Origin of the sequence: Micromonospora sp. NPDC049836, assembly GCF_044465125.1 — a bacterium.
Classification (GTDB): Bacteria; Actinomycetota; Actinomycetes; order Mycobacteriales; family Micromonosporaceae; genus Micromonospora.
Window position 1 is genome coordinate 375,696 of record NZ_JBITLH010000003.1, and the last position, 20,375, is coordinate 396,070.

Here is a 20,375-nt window from a genome sequence, read left to right on the forward strand (position 1 = left end):
GTGGGACGATGGGAGGCGTGACTTCGACCTGGGTTGAGCCCTCCAACACCGCCACTGCGCTGCTGCTCCTCGGCCGCGGCAGCGATCCCGCCACCGAGCGTGGCGTGGAGTGTCCGGGTGACCTCCCCGCGCCGAGCGATCCGGACCTGGTGGCCCGGGCGGCGGCGGCCAAGGCCGCCCTCGGCACGAAGGTCTTCGTGCTGGGGCACCACTACCAGCGCGACGAGGTGATCCAGTTCGCCGACGTGACCGGCGACTCGTTCAAGCTGGCCCGGGAGGCGGCCGCCCGCCCCGACGCGGAGTACATCGTCTTCTGCGGCGTGCACTTCATGGCCGAGTCCGCGGACATCCTCACCACGGACAACCAGAAGGTGATCCTGCCCGACCTGGCCGCCGGCTGCTCGATGGCCGACATGGCGGTGCTGTCCCAGGTCGAGACCGCCTGGGACGTGCTCACCGACCTGGGCGTCGCGGCCGACACCGTCCCGGTGACGTACATGAACTCGTCGGCGGACATCAAGGGCTTCGTCGGCCGGCACGGCGGCGTGGTCTGCACCTCGTCGAACGCGAAGCGGGCCCTGGACTGGGCGTTCGAGCAGGGGCGGAAGGTGCTGTTCCTGCCCGACCAGCACCTGGGCCGCAACACCGCGGTGCGGGAGATGGGCTTCTCGCTGGACGACTGCGTCCTCTACGACCCGCACAAGCCGGGCGGCGGGCTCACCCCGGAGCAGCTGCGCGACGCCAAGATGATCCTCTGGCGGGGGCACTGCTCCGTGCACGGCCGCTTCACGCTGGACAGCGTCAACGACGTCCGGGAGCGGGTGCCGGGGGTCAACGTGCTGGTCCACCCGGAGTGCCGGCACGAGGTGGTCACCGCCGCCGACCACGTCGGCTCGACCGAGTACATCATCCGGACCATCGAGGCGGCCCCGGCCGGCTCGGCGTGGGCGGTCGGCACCGAGCTGAACCTGGTCCGCCGGCTGGCGCTGGCGCACCCGGACAAGCAGATCATGTTCCTCGACCGGGCGGTCTGCTACTGCTCCACGATGAACCGGATCGACCTGCCGCACCTGGTGTGGGCGCTGGAGGAGCTGGCCGCCGGGCGGGTGGTCAACCAGATCACCGTCGACCCGGAGACCGCGCACCACGCCCGGGTCGCGCTGGACCAGATGCTGGCCCTGCCCGGCGCCTGATCACGGACGGTCACATCACTGGCACGCATGAGCGTCGGTATCCCCGGTTCATGCCGTCGCAGGTGATGTGACCGATTCCATTTTCGTCACAGAGGGCTATGCTGCCGGGCGAGGACACCTGCGGGCCGTTTTCATCTGGCCGCACTTCGGGTAGCGATGCAGATCGTGCACCCCACCCATCCACACGGCAGCACCAACGCGCTGGAGGTTGCGTTGACCGACGACGTCCTGGTCGTACACGGAGGCACTCCGCTCGAAGGGCGGATCCGCGTGCGCGGCGCGAAGAACCTCGTGTCCAAGGCGATGGTCGCCGCCCTCCTGGGCGACACCCCGAGCCGGCTGTTCGACGTGCCCCGCATCCGCGACGTCGAGGTCGTCCGTGGCCTGCTCGGCCTGCACGGGGTGAAGGTGAGCGACGGCGAGGAGGACGGCGAGCTGGTCTTCGACCCGTCCAACGTCGAGAGCGCCAGCACCGACCAGATCAACGTGCACGCCGGTTCCAGCCGGATCCCGATCCTGTTCTGCGGTCCGCTGCTGCACCGGCTCGGCCACGCCTTCATCCCCGACCTGGGCGGCTGCCACATCGGGCCGCGCCCGATCGACTTCCACCTGCAGGCGCTGCGCGAGTTCGGCGCGACCGTCGACAAGACCCCCGAAGGGCTGCACCTGTCGGCCCCGAACGGGCTGCACGGCACCAAGTTCGCGCTGCCGTACCCGAGTGTGGGCGCCACCGAGCAGGTGCTGCTCACCGCGGTGATGGCCGAGGGCGTCACCGAGCTGCGCAACGCGGCGGTCGAGCCCGAGATCGTCGACCTCATCTGCGTGCTGCAGAAGATGGGCGCGATCATCAAGGTGCACACCGACCGGGTGATCGAGATCCAGGGCGTCAAGAAGCTGCACGGCTACACCCACCGGCCGATCCCGGACCGGATCGAGGCCGCCAGCTGGGCGGCCGCCGCGCTGGCCACCCGCGGCCACGTCGAGGTGCTCGGCGCCCAGCAGGCCGACATGATGACCTTCCTGAACATCTTCCGCTCGGTCGGCGGCGAGTACGAGGTCACCGACCTGCGCCCGCCGCGCGGCGGCGGCCCGGGCCAGGAGGGCGGGATCCGCTTCTGGCACCCGGGCGGGGAGCTGAACGCGGTCGCCCTGGAGACCGACGTGCACCCCGGATTCATGACCGACTGGCAGCAGCCGCTCGTGGTGGCGCTCACCCAGGCCCGCGGCCTGTCGATCGTGCACGAGACGGTCTACGAGCAGCGGCTCGGCTACACCGAGGCGCTGAACTCGATGGGCGCCAACATCCAGGTCTACCGGGACTGCCTGGGCGGCACCCCGTGCCGGTTCGGCCGGCGCAACTTCAAGCACTCCGCGGTGATCGCCGGCCCCAGCAAGCTGCACGCGGCCGACCTGGTCATCCCGGACCTGCGGGCCGGTTTCAGCCACCTCATCGCGGCGCTCGCCGCCGAGGGCACCTCCCGGGTGTACGGCGTTGACCTGATCAACCGCGGCTACGAGGACTTCGAGGCGAAGCTGGCCGACCTGGGCGCGCACGCCGAGCGTCCGTAGCGTCAGCCCCGCTCTCCCCGCGCCCGGTGCACCCGCGATGTGCACCGGGCGCGGCCGGTTGGCTACCCTTGCCGGCGTGCCGTCGCTGTTTCGCCGCAAGCCCGCCGACCTCGTCGAGGAGTCAGTCACCCAGGTGACGACCGACGAGGAGTCCACCGCTACCCGATCCCGGGGCTACACGCCGGCGAAGGGGCGGGAGACCCCGAAGCGGCCGAGCGCCGGCCGGCGCCCCGGCACGCCGACCAAGCCGCTGAACAAGGAGGAGGCGCGCGAGCAGCGCCGCGCCGCCCGCGCCGAGGCCGCCGCCGAGTTCCGGCGCGAGGGTGGCCCGCGCGACCGCGGTCCGGAGCGGCTGCTGGCCCGCAACGTGGTGGACTCCCGGCGTACGGTCGGCACCTGGTTCTTCGGCGGCGCGCTGATCGTGCTGATCGGGTCCAACCAGGCCATGCCGCCGATCGTCCGGCTCCTCTCCAACCTGCTGTGGGGCCTGCTGGCCCTCGGCGTGGTGGTCGACTCCGTGCTGATCGCGCGGAAGATCAAGAAGCTGGTACGCGAGCGCTACCCGAAGAGCACCGAGCGGCTCGGCTCGCTCTACTTCTACGCGATCATGCGGTCGATCACCTTCCGCAAGATGCGCGCCCCGGCACCGCAGGTGGCGATCGGCGACAAGGTCTGAGCCGAGCCCGCCCGGGGCGCCGACGGCTGCGGCCCCGGCCGGCGGGCGGCTGAGCCGGTCAGCCGCCCGGGCGGTGCGTCGGCCGGCGGGCGGTGCGTCAGCCGGCGGGCGGGCGGGCGGGTCACGCGTCGGCGGGCGGGCGGTAGAGCCGGTCACGCGTCGGCCGGCGTGCGGTAGAGCCGGGCCACCACCTCCTCGATGTCCGGCTCCACGATCGAGATGTCCCGGAGCGTGGCCAGCCCGGCCAGCCCGGCGACCACCTCGGCGACGCTCGCCGACTCCAGCGCGAAGACCAGCCGGCGCCCGTCGGCCTCCAACCGGTGCAGCGGGGCGCCCGGCAGCACCGGGGGCGCCGGCAGCGCGGCGTCCAGCTCGGCCACCACCATCCGGCGCGACCCGTACCGGCGGTGCAGCTCGGCGATCGGGCCGTCGTGCACCACCCGGCCGTGGTCGATGACCACCAGCCGCCCGCAGAGCCGCTCGATGTCGGCCAGGTCGTGGGTGGTGAGCACCAGGGTGGTGTCGCCGGCCCGGCCCAGCTCGGCCAGGAACCCCCGGACCGCCTGCTTGCTGACCACGTCCAGGCCGATGGTCGGCTCGTCCAGGAAGAGCACCTCCGGGCCGTGCAGCAGGGCGGCGGTCAGCTCGCCGCGCATCCGCTGGCCCAGGGAGAGCTGCCGGACCGGGGTGTCCAGGAACCCGTCCAGGTCGAGCAGGCCCCGGCACCGGGCCAGCCGGGCCGCATGCTCGGCCGCCGGCACCCGGTAGATGTGCCGCAACAGCGCGAACGTGTCGCGCAGCGGCAGGTCCCACCAGAGCTGCGACCGCTGCCCGAACACCACGCCGATGCGCAGCGCCAGCCGGGTCCGGTCGGCCACCGGGCGCAGCCCGCAGACCGTGGCCCGGCCCGCCGAGGGCATCAGCACGCCGGTGAGCATCTTCAGCGTGGTCGACTTCCCGGCGCCGTTCGGACCGATGTAGCCGAGCATCTCCCCGCGCTCCACCCGCAGGTCGATCCCGTCGACCGCGCTGACCGTCCGCTTCTCCCGGCGTAGCCGCCCGGTCTTCACCCGGACCGTGAACTCCTTGCGCAGGCCGCTCAGCTCGATGACGCTCATGACCCCGTGCTCCGGTAGTGGCGGATCCCGACGCGCCAGGCCAGGGCGGCCACCGCGGCCGCGACCGCCGCGACGCCGGGCGCGGCCCAGCCGACCCAGCCCGGCAGGCCGAGCGGGTCGGCCCGGCCGAGCAGCGCCAGCGCCGGGTGATAACTGACGAAGGCGAAACCCAGCCCGTACGCGAAGAGCGCCCGGAACCAGCTGCCGTAGATGGTGGCCGGGTACGAGGTGAAGTCCCGCCCGCCGTAGGTGACCGAGTTGGCCAGCTGCCCCGAGTCGATCCAGTAGAACGAGACGGTGGCGGTGATGACGAAGACCGCGCCGAAGAAGACGATCCCGGCCAGCGGGGCGACCACCGCCAGCGCGACCCGCCCCGGGGTCCACTCGATGCCGGCCGAGGCAAGCGCCGTCAGCAGCACGGCCAGCCCGAAGACCACCCGGGAGACCTTGCGCACCGGCAGGTCCATCAGCAGCAGCTGGGGCAGCGCGGCCAGCGGCCGGACCAGCACGGCGTCGAAGAGACCGGTCCGCACGTACCGGGACAGCCGTTCGATGTTGCCGACCAGCAGGTCCGCGGCGGCGAACGCGAACGACGACAGCCCGACGATGACCAGCGTCTCGCGCAGCGTGAAGCCGCCCAGCTCCCGGGTCACCCCGTAGAGCACCAGCACGGTGACCACGTCGAACGCGGTCGCCCCGACGTTGCCGACCAGGTCCACCACGAACGACGTCCGGTAGGCGGTCTGGGACCGCGCCTGCGCGCCGAACAGCGCCCGGTACGCCCGCAGCGCGCCCCCCGGGCGGCGCCGCGCCCCGGGCCGCGGCCGCTGCGCCGGGGCGGCCGGCCCGGTCAGGGTTGCCGGCTCAGCCACCCTGCACCACCAACCGGCGCTCCGCCCGGCGCTGGACCAGCCGGCAGAGGGCGAGCAGCGCGACCGCCCAGCCCGCCTGCACCGCGACCAGGCCGAGCTGGGCGGGCATCGGCTCCCGCTCGACCAGCACGTCGAGCGGGATCTGCAACAGGCTGGGGAACGGGGTGCCGTAGCGCAGCAGCGCCTCCACGCCGCCGGGCAGGAAGCTGAGCGGGAAGTAGAGCCCGCCCAGCACGTTGCCGGCGAGCATCCAGAGCGTCATCGGTCCCCGGACGTCCTGCAACCAGTACGCGGTGGCGTTGACCAGGTAGCGGCAACCGAAGCAGACGACCAGCGCCAGCAGCACGGAGAGCACGGCCAGCGGCAGGGTGGCCGCCCGACGGGGCAGGTACACCTCGAACAGAAGCACGCCGACCAGCACCGGCGGTACCAGCCGGCACAGCGCGGCGAAGCCGGCCCGGCCCAGGTCGGCGGCGAGGTAACTGGTCACCGGGTGGACCGGCCGGAGCAGGTCGGCCGCGATCTCGCCGGTGCGGATCCGGTCGGCCAGCTCGGTCCAGCCCCAGATGGCGATGACCGCCAGGAGCCCCTGCCCCACCCAGACGTAGGTGGCCAGCTGGGTGCGGTCGTAGCCGGCCACCTGGCCCGCCGTACCGGCCGCGGCCAGGAAGACGTAGTAGCGCAGGAAGCCGAAGACGGTGTTGGTGACCAGCCCGGCCAGGGTTGCCTGGCGGTAGGTGGCGTGACGCCGGAAGCCGGCTACCGCTATCGCACCGAATGTCCGAAACGATGGGGTAACGTTTGAACCCGTGGGCGGTGCCACAGTGGCGGTGAGAGAGCCCACGCCGCTACCCTCCATCCGCAGCCATGACGTGCAGGACCGGGCGACTCTACCGGCACGTCGGGGCCCCAGCGCGACAATTTCCAACGAGGTGACATCGCCGTGAGCGAGCGACGCGAGCCGGCCCCGGGGCCGCGCCGCGCGGGCGGCGACAGGATGCGACGATGAGCGGCTGGGACCGCTGGCGCGAGCTGGCCGAACCGTCCTGGGCCGCCGAACCCACCCACGAGTGGCGTCCGCAGTTCCCGGGGCAGCGCTACCCGGGCGACATCGGCCTCGAACACCTGGCCCCGCCCGCCCCGCGCGGCCGGGCCGCCGTGGTCGGCCGCGCCGAGGTGCACCCGGACAGCCACGCCCCGGACGACGCGTACCCGGTCAGCCCGGCCGGCCCCGACGGGCGTGGCACCTACCCGGCCGGCCCCGACGGACGCGGCACCTACCCGGTCAGCCCGGCCGCACCCGACGGGCGCGGCACCTACCCGGTCAGCCCGGCCGGCCCCGACGAGCGGCGCCGCACCCACCCGGCCGGCCCGGAGGAGCGGCGCGGCACCGACCCGGTCGGCCCGGACCAACGGCGCGGCACCCACCCCGGCAACCCCGACGAACGGCGGGGCAGCTACCCCGTCAGCCCGGCCGGACCCGACGAGCGGCGCCGCGGCTACCCCGGCAACCCCGACGAGCGGCGCGGCACCTACCCCGTCAGCCCGGCCGCCGCTGACGGCCGGCGCGGCACGTACCCCGTCCGCCCCGCCGGGCCGGACGACCGGCGCGGCACCTACCCGATCAGTCCGGCCGGACCGGCTGGAGGGCGCGGGACGTACCCGGTCAGCCCGGCACCGGGCGACCGGGCCGGCGCGTACCCGGACGACCGGCGCCACCACGACGAGCCGCGCCCGGACGGGCGGCGGTCCTGGTCCGATCGGCGGGGCGACCAGCGCGATCCGCAGCGGCGGCCGGACCGGGAGCAGCCCGCGGCCTGGCGGGAGGAACGACCCGACCAGCGCTGGGTCCGCCCGGAGCCGGGGCGACGCACGCCCGACGGCGGCCCGCACCGGCCGGTCTCCCCCGCGGCCGAGCCCGGCTGGCTCCCCGAGCCCGACGAACTGGCCCACCGGCCGCAGCAGCGCCAGGGCGCCCAGGACGGGCGACCGGCCGTGGGGCCCCGGGAGCGGCCCGACGCAACGCCCGAGGGCTGGGCCGACCGGCGCGAACCCGGCCTCGGCCGACCGGCGGACCGGCGCGAGCGAGGCTACGAGGGTCCGGCGGAGCGAGGCTTCGACGGCCGCGAGCCCGACCGCCCGGCCGACCGGCGCTATGACGGCCCCGGCGGCCGGCCCGAGCCCGGATCCGACCGCCGGCCCGACCGGCCCTACGACGGCCCCGGCGGCCGGCCCGAGCCCGGACCCGACCGCCGGGCCCCGCGGCGCGACCCCGGGTTCGACGGTCCGCCGCCGCGTGAGCGCGACCCGCGCCGGGAGGCCGCCGGGCGCGCCGAGGTGTACCGCGACGCACCGGACGCGCCGCGCGGTCCCGTGGACCCGTACCGCGCCGAGCCCGGTCGCCACCCTGACCCGCGTCCCGCCCCACAGGGCCCGGACGAGCGGTGGAACGGCCGGCGGCCGGCGGCCGGACCCGGTGGCCCGCGCCCCCAGGAGTGGCCGGCCGTGGAACGGCGGCCCCGGACCGAGCCGGCGCCGTACCGCCCCGACGAGCGGCCCCGCCCACCCGTCGTCCCGGCCGGGTCCGGCCCCGACGGCCGGCCGCCGCGCCCGGCGGACGAGCCGGTGGGCCGGCCCGACGTAGCCGCTCGCCGCCCCGACGGTCCCCGCCGCGACCCGGTCCCGCCGCAGCCGCAGGTCGGCCCGCGCCCCGGCGCGACCCCGGCCCGACCCGAGACTCCCCAGGAGCGGCCGGGCCTCCGGCCGCAGCCAGAGGAGCGGGCCGGTCGGCCGGCCCACCCCGGCCAGGGGTGGCGGCCGCCCGTCGAGCCGGCCGCCCGGACCCGACCGGACGACCTGCGGGACCGCTCGACGGCTCCCACCCGCCCCGACGCCGGCCGTCCGCCGGCCCCGGCGCCGGCGCACGACCAGCCCCACCGGGTGGTACCGCCCGCGCCGCGGCCGGACCGGCCGGCGGCGGTCCGCCCCGACGAGCTACGCCGCCCGCCCACGCCGGGACCGGAGCACCGCCCGCCGTCAGCCGTCCCGGACCGGCCGGTCTCCAGCGCGCCCACCTCCGGGCAGCCCGTGCACGGCGCACCCACCTCCGGGCAGCCCGTGCACGGCGCACCCACCTCCGGGCCCCCCACGCACGGCGCGCCCACCTCCGGGCAGCCCGTCCCCGGCGCGCCCACCTCCGGGCAGCCCGTTCCCGGCGCGCCCGAGTCCAGCGCGCCGGTTTCCGGTGCCCCCGTGTCCGGGGTCCCTGTCTCCGGCGCGCCCTTCCCCGGCGCGCCCGTGTCCGGGCCGCCAGCGGCCAACCTGCGGGTGGAGTTCCTGCCCGGCCCCGCCGCCGCGCCGGCGGACCCCCGCGCCACCGACGCGCCGGCCCAGCCGGAGCCCGCCGGTCCCGCCGCGCCGGCCCCGACCGCCACCGGGGCGGACGGTCGCTCTGCCTCCCGGCCCGACGGTCCGGTCGTCCAGGACGCGGATCCGGCCGCCTGGTTCCGGCCCGGACACCGGGACGGCGACACGAGCGCCCCGACACCCACAGACACGCCGGCCTCCCAGGCGCCGCTCTCCCAGGCGCCGGTCCCCCAGGCGCCGGCCTCCCCAACGCCGGTCCCCCCAACGCCGGCCCCCAAGGCGCCGGTCGCGCCTCCATCGGTCTCCCCTGCGCCGGGCCCCCAGGCGCCGGTCTCCCCCGCGCCAGCGGGACCGGCGGCGGGACGGCCGGTCAGCGCACCGCCGGCGGACGCCGCCCCGCCCACGGCCCGCCCGGTCTCCGCCCCACCGGCCTGGACCGGCGACCCGGCCGCGCCGGCACCCGACGCGGCGCGGCCGGCCGCGCGCCCGGTGTCCGCCCCACCCGCCCGGAGTGCGGCTCCGGCACCGGACCGGGACCACCCGGCCGCGCCCGCGGCCCGTCCGGTCTCCGCCCCACCGGCCTGGACCGGCGACCCGGCCACGCCGGCACCCGACGCGGCCCCATCCGCTGCTCGGCCCACACCGGTGCCCGCCCCTCGGCCGGAGCCGGGCCCGCCGGCTTGGGCACCGGACACGGCGGCGAAGCCAGATCCGGCGGCAGCCCCCGCGCGGCCGGTGTCGGCGCCGCCCGCCTGGACCGCCAATGCGATGACCGGGACGTCCGACCCGGCCGACCGGGGCCAGCGGAACGACCAGGCTGACCGGGCCCGCGCCAACGGTCTGGCCGGCCGGCCGACCGACGCCGGACCGGTGTCCACCGCACCCGTTCCGGCCCCGCCGACGGCCACCGCACCGGCCACAGCGGCATCCGGCCCGGTCGCGCCGCCGCCCGCGTACGCGCCCCCGGCGGCCGTCCCCGAGCCGCCCTCGGAGCCCGACCCGACCCCGGCGGCACCGGTCTCCGCGCCTCCGGCCACCGCGGCGTCCGCGGCTGCCGTGTCCGCGCCGCCCGGGTCCGCGGCGCCCGCGTCGGTGCCGCCCGCGTCCCCGCCGCCGGGGTCCGCGGCACTCGCTTCGGCGGTGCCCGTGTCTGCCGCACCTGGCGGCGACGAGGACCGGGGAGGGCAGCAGCGGTCGGTGCCGGACGGTTCCCCCGCGCAGGACGAGCCGGCCGCCCAGGACCGGTTCGTCGAGCGGGACATGCCGGACGCCGACGGCTCGCCCGCTGAGCGGGCCGAGCAGGTCGAGCGGGCCGAGCAGGTCGAGCGGGCCGAGCAGGTCGAGCAGGACCCGTCCGCCGAGCGGCACGGGTCAACCGAGCAGGCCGAGCGGGAAGCCCTGGCCTCGCCCGCCGAACAGGACCGGCAGAACGAGCAGGACCAGGAGGCCAGCCAGGCCGGGCAGGACCAGCGGCCCGAGCAGGGCCAGCAGGCCAGACAGGCCGAGCAGGTCGAGCAGGTCGAACAGGCCGAGCAGGACCAGCGAACCGAGCAGGACCAGCCGGCCGAACAGGCCGCACCGGACCAGCGGGCCGAAGCGGCCGTACCGGACCAGCCGGCCGAAGCGGCCGCACCGGACCAGCCGGCCGAGCAGGTAGAGCGGCCGGCGGAACGGCCGGCGGATCCGGAGCAGGCGCTGGCCGCGGTCCGGTGGCGGCTGAACCCGGAGACCCTGCGCGAGGAGGCGCCCGAGCCGGAGGCGCTGCGGGAGATCCGGGACGGGCTCACCGCGAAGCTGGGCAGCTCGCTGGACAACCGGAGCCGGGCCCGGCTGCTGAGCCTGCGGTCGGTGGCGTCCCGGGTCCTCGGCGACCTGGACGACGCTCTCGCCGACGCCCGGCTGGCCCACACGTACGCCGAGGCCACCGGCGAGTTGCGGCGGACCGCGCTGGTCCGGGCGCGGCTGGCCGAGGTGCTGCGCTGGCGGGGCGAGTACGCGGAGGCGGACCGCCTCTTCGCCGCGGCCAACTCGCCGGAGCTGCCCGACCGGCTGCGCGCGGTGCTGCACGAGCACGCCGGCCGGTGCTGCTACGACCAGGGCCGGCTGACCGAGGCGTGCCTGCACTTCGAGCGGGCGTTGGACCTGCGTCACGGGGACGACGCGGAGCTGAACGCGCGTACCGCGCTGGCGCTGGACGCGGTCGCCGAGCGGGCCGTGACCGGCGGGTTCGGGCCGAAGCCGCGCTCCCGGGAGACGGTCCTCGGCGAGGAGCGTTACCCGGTGCCGACCCGCGACGAGGAGCAGCAGCTCTGGGGCTACGCGGACGCCGAGGGCAACCTGGTGGTCGACCACCGGTACGCCGAGGTGCAGCCGTTCCGGGAGGGGATGGCCTGGGTACGCCGGCCGGAGGCGTCCCGGTGGGCGTTGATCGACACCACCGGGGCGGCGCTGATCGAGGCGAACAACGGCTACCGGGCGGTGGGCTCGTTCTCCGAGGGGCTGGCCTGGGTGTCGATGGACGGCAAGGGCCGGTGGATGGCGGTGGACCCGACCAACATCGTGAAGATCCCGCCGGGTTTCGAGGACGTCCGGCCGTTCCGGGGCGGCCTCGCGGCGGTACGGCAGAACGGCGGCTGGGGCGCGGTCGACCGGACCGGCCAGGTGGTGGTGCCCACCCGCTACCACGGCCTCACCACGGCCCTCGCGGACGGCCGGCAGGTGGACGGGTTCACCGAGGAGGGCCTGGCCGGCGTGGAGCTGGCCGGCCGCCGGGGGGTGGTGGACCGGACCGGGCGGGTGCTGGTGACACCGGCGTACCCGGCGCTGGTCGTGCACCCGGTGGCCTTCCTGGTCAGCCACGACTCGGGCCGCTGGGGCGCGCTGGACCGGCGGGGCGGGCCGCTGATCGACCCGGTGCACCCGAGCCGGGCCGCGGTGGTCGCGGAGATCGATCAGTTGCTTGCCGACACCAGCCCGGTCCTCTGACGAGCGCGGCCGGCGAGCGTCGCGGCAGCGCGATGATCGGGCGGCGTTAGGGTCAAGGCATGGAATTCCGACACCTAGGCCGTTCCGGCCTGATGGTCAGCGAGATCTCGTACGGCAACTGGATCACCCACGGTTCGCAGGTCGAGGAGGACGCGGCGACCGCCTGCGTGCGGGCCGCCCTGGAGACCGGCATCACCACCTTCGACACCGCCGACGTCTACGCCGGCACGAGGGCCGAGGAGGTGCTCGGTCGCGCGCTGAAGGGCGAGCGGCGCGAGGGGCTGGAGATCTTCACCAAGGTGTACTGGCCGACCGGGCCGGGCCGCAACGACCGCGGCCTGTCCCGCAAGCACATCATGGAGTCGATCAACGGCTCGCTGCGCCGGCTGCAGACCGACTACGTGGACCTCTACCAGGCCCACCGCTACGACTACAGCACCCCGCTCGAGGAGACGATGGAGGCGTTCGCCGACGTCGTGCACTCCGGCAAGGCGCACTACATCGGCGTCTCCGAGTGGCGGGCGTCGCAGCTGCGCGAGGCCCACGCGCTCGCCCGCGAGCTGCGCATCCCGCTGGTCTCCAACCAGCCGCAGTACTCGATGCTGTGGCGGGTCATCGAGACCGAGGTGATCCCGACCAGCGAGGAGCTGGGCGTCGGCCAGATCGTCTGGTCGCCGATGGCCCAGGGCGTGCTCTCCGGCAAGTACCTGCCGGGCCAGCCGCCGCCGGCCGGCTCCCGGGCCACCGACGAGAAGTCGGGCGCGAACTTCATCGCCCGGTTCCTGACCGACGAGGTGCTCACCCGGGTGCAGCGGCTCAAGCCCCTCGCCGAGCAGGCCGGGCTGAGCATGCCGCAGCTCGCCATCGCCTGGGTGCTGCAGAACCCGAACGTCTCCTCGGCGATCATCGGGGCGTCCCGGCCCGAGCAGGTGCACGACAACGTGAAGGCGGCCGGCGTGAAGCTCGACGCCGACCTGCTCAAGGCCATCGACGAGATCGTCGAGCCGATCACCGAGCGGGACCCGGCCAAGACCGAGAGCCCGGCGCAGCGTCCGTGACGCTCTCCCCGGGCCGGCGCGGCCACCGCGCCGGCCCGGGCCCTGCCGGGGGTACGCGCATCCCGGGCCGACCGCCGCGCCGCGGCGGCTCCCGCCGGCCGGTCAGCCCTGCCAGAAGCGGATCAGGTCCAGCCCGACGACGTAGAGGCCGGGCGGCAGGCCCAGCGCGTCGCCCACGGTGAACACCGCCGAGAAGAACCACCCGCCGATCCGCGGGCTCCACAGCAGCGCGAAGAGCAGCAGGAAGCCGTACGGGGCGAACAGGTCGTACATCCGCCGGTAGTTGGGGCTCAGCCAGGGCTGGATCATGTTGCCGCCGTCCAGGCCCGGCACCGGCAGCAGGTTGAGCGCGCTGGCGGTGAGCTGGAGGAACGCCAGCAGCCCCAGCCCGGCCCAGAACTCGATCGGCCCGCCGGTGCCGAAGCCGACCCGCAGCGCCACGACCAGCAGCAGGGTGAACAGCACGTTGGTGGCCGGCCCGGCCAGGCTGACCAGCGTGTGCCGCAGCCGGCCGGGGATCGCGTGCCGGTCCACCCAGACCGCGCCGCCGGGCAGGCCGATGCCGCCGAGCAGCACCACGACCACCGGCAGCACGATCGACAGCAGCGGGTTGGTGTACTTGACCGGGTTGAGCGTCAGGTAGCCGCGGTGCGCGATGTCCCGGTCGCCGGCCCGGTAGGCGACCACCGCGTGCGCGTACTCGTGCAGGCAGAGCGAGACCAGCCAGCCGGAGACCACGAAGAGGAAGACGTCGAACCGGACGTTGCCGAACCGCTGCCAGGTCATCACCCCGCTGGCCACGAAGAGCGCGACCAGGGCGAGGAAGACCGGGCTGGGCCGGAAGGCCGCTCGGGGCACCCCGAGCACCAGCGGGTCGCCGGGGCGGTCGTAGCCGGTCATTCGGCCGGCGGCAGCAGGCTCATCCGGTATTCCACCCGGTCGTCCTCGACGAGCGCGACGGAGGTGACGCCGGACGCCGCGAGCTCCCGCCAGGCCTGGCCGATCCACGACTCGGCATCCGCCTGGCTGCCGAACGACTCGGCCGGCCCGTCGACCGACTCGCGGTTCTCGCCCTCGTACCGCCAGCTCCACGCCATGCCGCGTCTCCCCTCGCCGCCGTCGTCCCCCTGGGACGCCAATGCCCCGCAAGCGTAGTCGGCCCGGCGGGTGACGGCCCCGGCGGCCACATGGATCATGTGCCCGCGCGCCGGTCGGTACGGTGGCCCGGTGCTGACTGAAGGAGTCATGCTCAGCGAGCGGTACCGGCTGAGCGAGCGGATCGCGACCGGCGGCATGGGCGCCGTCTGGCGCTGCACCGACACCCTGCTCGGCCGGGAGGTCGCGGTGAAGGTGCTGCTGCCGTCCCTGGTCGCCGACCCGGAGTTCACCACCCGGTTCCGCGCCGAGGCCCGGATGCTGGCCGCGGTGCGCCACCCCGGCATCGTGCAGGTGCACGACTTCGGCTCGGCCGCGCTGGCCGACGGCAGCCAGGTCAGCTACCTGGTGATGGAGTACGTCGACGGGGAACCGCTGGTCACCTGGATCCGCCGGGCCGGCCGGCTCGACCCGGCCTCGACCATGTCGGTGGTGGCGCAGGCCGCCCACGCGCTGCACACCGCGCATCTCGCCGGGATCGTGCACCGCGACGTGAAGCCGGGCAACCTGCTGGTCAAGCGGGACGGCACGGTGGTGCTGGTCGACTTCGGCATCGCCCGGGCCAGCAGCATGGCCGGGATCACCGCCGCGCACACCGTGCTCGGCACCGCCTCGTTCATGTCGCCGGAGCAGGCCACCGGCCAGCCCGTCTCGGCCGCCACCGACGTGTACGCGCTCGGCGCGGTCGCGTACTTCTGCCTCGCCGGCCGGCCGCCGTTCGAGGGCGACAACCCGCTCCAGGTGGCCATGCGGCACGCCCAGGACGAGCCGCCGCCGCTGCCCGCGGAGACGCCACCGGCGGTGGTCGAGGTGGTCCGGCGGGCGCTGGCGAAGAGCGCCGCGGAGCGCCACCCGAGCGGGCTGGCCCTGGCCGAGGCGGCCCAGGACGCCCGGGACGCCACCCTGGCCCGGCTCCCCGTGCCGCCCCGCCCACCGTGGGCGGTGGCCGGTCCGGCCGTGCCCGGGCCCGCCGCGCTCCCCACGCCGGCCGTCCCCGGCCCGATCGCCCCGGCCCCGACCGCGGGCGCGCCGGCCGACGGCCACGTCCCGCACGCCGTCGACCCGGCCGGCGGCGCGCGGCCGGGCCCCGGTCCGAGCGCAGGCCCTCCGCCGGGCCTCGTCCCCACCGCGGACCCTCAACAGATCGTCGGCCCGCCCGCGGGCCCCCCGCTGGGTTTCGGCTCGGGCGCGGGCCCGGCGGCCGGCGGTGGCACCGGTTCCGGCCGGGCTGCGGGCGGTGCCCCGCAGGGCTTCGCGCCCGGCGGCACCCCGGGCCGGTTCGCGCCCGGCCGGGCCGCCCCGGGCGGGGCGGTCGGTGGCTTCGGCGAGCCGCCCGGCTCACCGGCCGGCGGCCCGCCCGGTCCGGCCTGGGCGGTCGGCGCCGCGGGTCCGCGTCCCGGCGGGTACGGGTCGGCCCAGGAGCGGCACGCCGGCTCCGGGGTGCCGCCGACGCTGGAGGGGCCGACCGGTGGCGGGAGGGGGCGTGGCCGGCTGCTCGCCCTGGCGGGGGCGGCCGCCGTGGTCCTTGTCGCGTTGCTGACCGCCGTGGCCGTGACCACGCTGCGGTCCCCGGACGGCCCGGATCGGCGGCCGGCCACCCTGGCCGGCGAGTCCGCGCTGGCCGACCCGGCCGGTTCCGGCCCGCCGGCCGCCGGGGCCGCCACGCCCGGGCACAGCGGCCGGCCCGGCCGGTCGCCGTCGGCCACGCCGAGCCGCCCGGTGGCGACCGGCGGCCCGTCGACCGGCGCGCCGGCCCCGACCGGGAGCGGTCCGGGCGCGCCGGCGCCGACGAGCGCCTCGGCGGCGGCCGAGCAGCCCAACCCGTACACGGCCCGGCAGGTGTGCGGCAGCGGCTTCCAGGTCGTCGACTCGGCGACGCTGACCGCGAACGGGGTCCGCACGGGCCGGGTGTACCTGCTCTACAACAGCGCCACCGGGGCGAACTGCGCGGTCACCCTCAAGGACACCGACGTCGGCCGGGCCACCGCCGTCTCGGTCCACCTGGAGGTGCAGGGGAAGGCCCGGCAGGCCGACAGCGGGGCGTTCAAGTACTACGCCGGGCCGCTGCGGACCAGCGCCGCCGGGGTCTGCGTGAAGTGGGGCGGCTCGGCCGGCGGGGCCAGCTACGGCAGCCCGTTCGAGCACTGCGGTTGAGCCGGCCGGGCCGGCGGGCGGTGAACGGCCCGTCGGCTCTAAGGTACGGGCATGTCCGTTGACGGGTGGAACACACTCCTGGTGCTCGGCGGTATCCGGTCCGGCAAGTCCGAGTTCGCGGAGTCGCTGGTCGCCGACGCGCCCACGGTCCGGTACGTGGCCACCGCTCCCGAAGGGGACCCGGAGGACACCGAGTGGGCGGCCCGCCTGGCGGTGCACCGGGCCCGCCGGCCGGGCAGCTGGACCAGCGAGGAGACCGCCGCGGATCCGGGCCGGCTGGCCGCCGTGATCGCGGCGGCCGGGCCGAACGACACGCTGCTCGTCGACGACCTGGGCGGCTGGGTGACCGTGCTGCTCGATCCGGCGCACCAGCCCGCCGACGACACCGCCACCATCGCCGAGCTGGCCGCGGCGGTACGCGCCAGCGCCGCCCGGCTGGTCCTGGTCAGCCCCGAGGTGGGGCTGTCCCTGGTGCCGACCACCCCGCTGGGGCGGGCGTTCGTCGACGCGCTCGGCGCGACCAACCGCGCGGTCGCCGACGCCTGCGACGCGGTCGTGCTCGTGGTGGCCGGCCAGCCCACCCGGTTGAAGCCGGCCGAGGCGGCGCTGCCCACCGTGCTGGCGCAGGCCGGCTCCGGCCCGGCGGGCACCCCGCCGGCGGCCCCAGCGGCGACCACGGCGGCCACCATGGCGGCGGCCGCCGCGCCGGCGACCGGCGGCGCGGCCGAGGCCGAGGCCGAGGCCACGCTGCCCGAGGTGTTCACCCCGGCTGCGCCGCCCGCGCCGGCCGCCGATCCGGCCACGGCGGGGGCCGCCTGGGCGGCACCGACCATGGCGCTGCCGATGGTCGCCACCGGGCTGATCATCCAGCCGGGCATGGAGCTGCCCATGCCCGACGACTACGCCGGGCCGCAGGCCGTCGACCGGCTGGCCACCCTGGACCTGCCCGGCGCCGGCCTCGGGGTGCTGGAACGGGTGGTCGGCTTCGCCGCCGCCACCCAGGGCACCACCGTCCCCGCGCCCTGGGCGTCGGTGCGCGTGCTGCTGCTGCACGGCGACCACGCGGGCGGGGCGTCGGCCGGCGCGACCCCGGGCGGGTCGGCCCGCCGGGCCCGGCAGGCGCGCGCCGGCAAGGGCCCGCTGGCCCGGCTCGCGGCCGAGAACGGCGCGAGCCTCCAGGTGGTCGAGGCGCCCGCCTCCGCCGCCATCGAGGACGGCCCGGCGCTCACCCTGGACCAGGTCGAGTCGGCCCTGCGCTACGGCTGGCGGCTGGCCGAGCAGGCCGCCGACGCGGGCGTACAACTGCTGGTGCTGGCCGCCTGCGGCGCCGGCACCGAGACGGCGGCCGCGGCGGTGCTGGCGGCCACGGCCGGGGCCGAGCCCCCGGCGGTGCTGGGCCGGGTGGTGACCGAGCACGGCGAGATCGACGACGCGGCCTGGATGGTCCGCTGCGCGGCGGTCCGGGACGCCCTGCACCGCACCCGGCGCGCCCCGCGCGAGGCCAAGGACATCCTCGCCGAACTGGGCGGCGGCGACGTGGCGGTGGCCACCGGCGTGCTGCTCGGCGCGACCGCCCGGCGGATCCCCGTGCTGCTCGACGGCCCGGTCGGGGTGGCGGCCGGCATGGTCAGCCGGGACCTGGCCGGGCAGGCCCGGCACTGGTGCCTGCTGCCCGACCACGGCGGCCAGCCGGCGGTCCGGCTCGCCGCCGACGTGCTCGGCCTGACCCCGCTGGTCGACCTGCGGCTCGACCTGGGCGAGGGGGCCACCGCGCTGGCCACGCTGCCGCTGCTGCGCTCGGCGCTGGCGCTCGCCGCCAACCTGCCGGTGCACCCGTCACTGGGCGGCGAGGAGGACGACGAGGAGTTCACCGAGCCCGAGCCGGCCGGTCCCGGCCCGACCAGCACGGAACCGGACTTCACCGAACCCGAGCCCGCCGGACCGGGCCCCACCAGCACCGAACCGGACTTCACCGGGCCCACACCCGCCGGTAGCGGCCCGACCGGCACCGGAGGGGACTTCACCGAGCCGGAGCCCGCCGGTCCCGGGCCGACCACCACCGGGCCGGACCAGCCGGTCTTCCCCGGCCCGCGTGCCGACTGAGTCGCGGCTCGGCGCGGGGCTCCGGCTGGCGCTCACCACCTTCACCACGCTGCCGGTGCGCGCCGGCCGGATCGACCGGGCGGTGGCGGGCACCGCCATGGGGCTCGCCCCGGCGGTCGGGGCGCTGCTCGGCGCGGTGCTCGGCGCCGTCCTGCTGCTCGCCGGCACGCTCGCTCCCCCGCTGGTCGCCGCCGGGGTGACCGTCGGGCTCGGCGCGCTGCTCACCCGGGGGCTGCACCTGGACGGGCTGGCCGACACCGTGGACGCGCTGGGGTCGTACCGGCGCGGCGCGGCCGCGCTGGAGATCATGAAGAAGCCGGACGTCGGCCCGTTCGGGGTGGTCGCGCTGGTGGTCGTACTCCTGCTGCAGACCGCGGTGCTCGCGGAGCTGGCCGGGCGGGCGGCGCCGGCCGCGCTCGCGGCGCTGGTGGCCGCCACCGCGGCCGGCCGGCTCGGCGTCGGCCTGGCCTGCCGGCGGGGGGTGCCGGCCGCCCGGCCGGACGGGCTGGGCGCGCTGGTGGCCGGCACGGTGGGGCCGGTCCCGTTGGTGGCCGGCGCGGCGGCCGTCGCGCTGCTGGCCGTGCCGGCGGTGCCGGGCCGCCCGTGGCAGGGTCCGGTCGCCGTCCTGGCCGCGCTCGCCGTCGCGGCGGGGCTGCTGCGGCACGTGGTACGCCGGCTCGGCGGGATCACCGGTGACGTGCTGGGCGCCACCGTGGAGATCGTCACCACGCTGTCCTACCTGGGACTGGTGCTGTCCGGCTGAGCGTCCCCCGTCCGGCCGGGTAGCGTTCTCAGGCGAGGTGCGACGGCGCGGTCGAGGGGGACGGCATGCTCATCACGGACGACTTCCTGCCCGTACCGGTCCCGGAGTCGCTGGACGCGACCTACCTGGTGCCGATCAGCGGGCTGCCGAAGGTCAGCCCGAAGGCCGCGGTGGAAGGGCTCGCCGGGCGGCTCGCCGAGCCGGTGCACGGGCTGGCGAAGCAGATGCTGGACAGCCCGCTGATGACCGTGGACACCCGGCCGATCAGCGAGTTCCCCGAGCTGCCGCCGGACCTGCTCACCGCGTTCGGCGCCACCGAGGCGCAACTGGCCCGGCTGGCCGCCGCCACGCACCTGGTGGTGGTGCAGGCCGAGTACCGGCCGGGCTGGCCGCCGGCGCACGAGTGGGCGGCCCGGGCGGTCGCCGCGGCGGTCGCCGAGACGGTCGACGGGGACGTGGTGGACGTCTTCGGGTTGCAGTTCCTCGACCCGGCGGCGGCGCTGCGTTCACTGCCCGACGCCGAGGGCCGGATCCGGCTGGTCGACTGGGTGCTGGTGCCGTACTCGTCGGACGCCGACGGGCTCTGGTTCACCACCAAGGGGCTGCGCCGGTTCGGGCTGCTGGAGTTGCAGGCCCAGGGGGTGCCGGACCATCTCACCCGGGCGTGGGGCGCGGTGATGACCGGGGCCGCACGGCGGCTGCTGCGGGACTGGACCGAAGGGCTGGCCGGTGCGGAGGTGCCGGCGTTCGTGCAGCTGCCGGTGCTGGCCACGGTGACCGGGCACGACATCGCGGTGGCGTACGGCAACCCGGAGCAGCACGGGGCGACCGCGCCGGTGCTGCTGGCCCTGGAGCTGGACCCGGCGACGGACCCGGACGCCGACTCGTTCCTCACCCTGCGCCCGCCGCCGGGGCACCCGGGACCGGCCGGCCGCTACTTCGCGGCGGCCTGCGCGACCCTGTTCAACGGCATCCAGCCCGACGTCCGGTACGCCCGACCCGGCGACGCGATGAGCAAGGCGATCGCCACCGCCCGGGCCGGGCTGGGTGACATCCGGGCCCGCTTCCTCGCCGGCGGGCTCCCCGCAGAGAGCCAGCTGGTGGTCAAGTACGGCCTGCCCGGCGACGACGGCCCCGAGTACGTCTGGGCCGGGGTGACCTCGTGGGACGCCCCGGAACGGATCGTCGGCGCCAGCGCCAGCGACGCCAGCAGTGACCCGACCGTCCGCATCGGCGCCCCGGTGGTGGTGGAGGCCGCCGACGTCGTCGACTGGGCGGTCCTCGACGGGACGGGCGTCATCGAGGGCGGCTGGACCCAGGCCGTCCTCGACGCGGGCGAGCGCCCCGCCACCGACTGACCGGG

14 protein-coding genes are annotated in these 20,375 nt (G+C 76.6%); 9 read left to right on the forward strand and 5 right to left on the reverse strand.

The features are described from left to right. Nucleotides 1-17 precede the first annotated feature (17 nt). From nadA to ACIBPB_RS09630, 3 genes are all read left to right on the forward strand, one after another. Complete coding sequence (gene nadA, locus ACIBPB_RS09620) at nt 18-1,193, forward strand: quinolinate synthase NadA (RefSeq protein ID WP_357316391.1); 1,176 nt, start codon at nt 18-20, stop codon at nt 1,191-1,193. Between the two features lie 156 nt (nt 1,194-1,349). Beyond that, complete coding sequence (gene murA, locus ACIBPB_RS09625; RefSeq protein ID WP_357316395.1) at nt 1,350-2,762, forward strand: UDP-N-acetylglucosamine 1-carboxyvinyltransferase; 1,413 nt, start codon at nt 1,350-1,352, stop codon at nt 2,760-2,762. A gap of 37 nt (nt 2,763-2,799) precedes the next feature. After that, entirely contained in the window at nt 2,800-3,438 is a 639-nt protein-coding gene (locus tag ACIBPB_RS09630) for a DUF3043 domain-containing protein (protein ID WP_396839119.1), read from the forward strand. A gap of 152 nt (nt 3,439-3,590) precedes the next feature. Here the strand turns inward: ACIBPB_RS09630 and ACIBPB_RS09635 are convergent, their stop codons facing one another. From ACIBPB_RS09635 to ACIBPB_RS09645, 3 genes are all read right to left on the reverse strand, one after another. Then, complete coding sequence (locus ACIBPB_RS09635) at nt 3,591-4,556, reverse strand: ATP-binding cassette domain-containing protein (RefSeq protein ID WP_396839120.1); 966 nt, start codon at nt 4,554-4,556, stop codon at nt 3,591-3,593. After that, on the reverse strand, nt 4,553-5,344 hold the full coding sequence (locus tag ACIBPB_RS09640) for an ABC transporter permease (protein WP_396839488.1): 792 nt from the start codon (nt 5,342-5,344) through the stop codon (nt 4,553-4,555). The genes ACIBPB_RS09635 and ACIBPB_RS09640 overlap by 4 nt, the downstream gene beginning before the upstream one ends. A 76-nt stretch (nt 5,345-5,420) precedes the next feature. Further along, entirely contained in the window at nt 5,421-6,272 is an 852-nt protein-coding gene (locus ACIBPB_RS09645) for an ABC transporter permease (RefSeq protein ID WP_396839121.1), read from the reverse strand. Nucleotides 6,273-6,433: 161 nt separating this feature from the next. On the opposite strand from ACIBPB_RS09645, the gene ACIBPB_RS09650 reads away from it, so the two are divergent. Beyond that, the gene (locus tag ACIBPB_RS09650; protein WP_396839122.1) at nt 6,434-11,779 is read left to right on the forward strand and encodes a WG repeat-containing protein; all 5,346 of its coding nucleotides are present in this window, start codon (nt 6,434-6,436) and stop codon (nt 11,777-11,779) included. A gap of 59 nt (nt 11,780-11,838) precedes the next feature. Then, nucleotides 11,839-12,837, forward strand: a complete 999-nt coding sequence (locus tag ACIBPB_RS09655; RefSeq protein WP_357316410.1) for an aldo/keto reductase family protein — start codon at nt 11,839-11,841, stop codon at nt 12,835-12,837. A 102-nt stretch (nt 12,838-12,939) separates the two neighbouring features. On the opposite strand, the gene ACIBPB_RS09660 is transcribed toward ACIBPB_RS09655, so the two are convergent. Both ACIBPB_RS09660 and ACIBPB_RS09665 read right to left on the reverse strand, forming a co-directional pair. Then, entirely contained in the window at nt 12,940-13,737 is a 798-nt protein-coding gene (locus ACIBPB_RS09660; RefSeq protein ID WP_357316412.1) for a site-2 protease family protein, read from the reverse strand. Further along, complete coding sequence (locus ACIBPB_RS09665; protein ID WP_046564471.1) at nt 13,734-13,934, reverse strand: hypothetical protein; 201 nt, start codon at nt 13,932-13,934, stop codon at nt 13,734-13,736. The genes ACIBPB_RS09660 and ACIBPB_RS09665 overlap by 4 nt, the downstream gene beginning before the upstream one ends. A gap of 130 nt (nt 13,935-14,064) precedes the next feature. Here ACIBPB_RS09665 and ACIBPB_RS09670 point away from each other — a divergent pair, with 130 nt between their 5' ends. The 4 genes from ACIBPB_RS09670 (at nt 14,065) to ACIBPB_RS09685 (ending at nt 20,370) form a co-directional block, all read left to right on the forward strand. Then, the gene (locus ACIBPB_RS09670; RefSeq protein WP_396839123.1) at nt 14,065-16,146 is read left to right on the forward strand and encodes a protein kinase; all 2,082 of its coding nucleotides are present in this window, start codon (nt 14,065-14,067) and stop codon (nt 16,144-16,146) included. 51 nt (nt 16,147-16,197) lie between these two features. After that, on the forward strand, nt 16,198-18,249 hold the full coding sequence (locus ACIBPB_RS09675; RefSeq protein ID WP_396839124.1) for a bifunctional adenosylcobinamide kinase/adenosylcobinamide-phosphate guanylyltransferase: 2,052 nt from the start codon (nt 16,198-16,200) through the stop codon (nt 18,247-18,249). After that, the gene (locus ACIBPB_RS09680; RefSeq protein WP_396839125.1) at nt 18,239-19,012 is read left to right on the forward strand and encodes an adenosylcobinamide-GDP ribazoletransferase; all 774 of its coding nucleotides are present in this window, start codon (nt 18,239-18,241) and stop codon (nt 19,010-19,012) included. The genes ACIBPB_RS09675 and ACIBPB_RS09680 overlap by 11 nt, the downstream gene beginning before the upstream one ends. A 65-nt stretch (nt 19,013-19,077) precedes the next feature. Beyond that, nucleotides 19,078-20,370, forward strand: a complete 1,293-nt coding sequence (locus tag ACIBPB_RS09685; RefSeq protein ID WP_396839126.1) for a DUF2314 domain-containing protein — start codon at nt 19,078-19,080, stop codon at nt 20,368-20,370. The last annotated feature ends 5 nt before the right edge of the window (nt 20,371-20,375 follow it).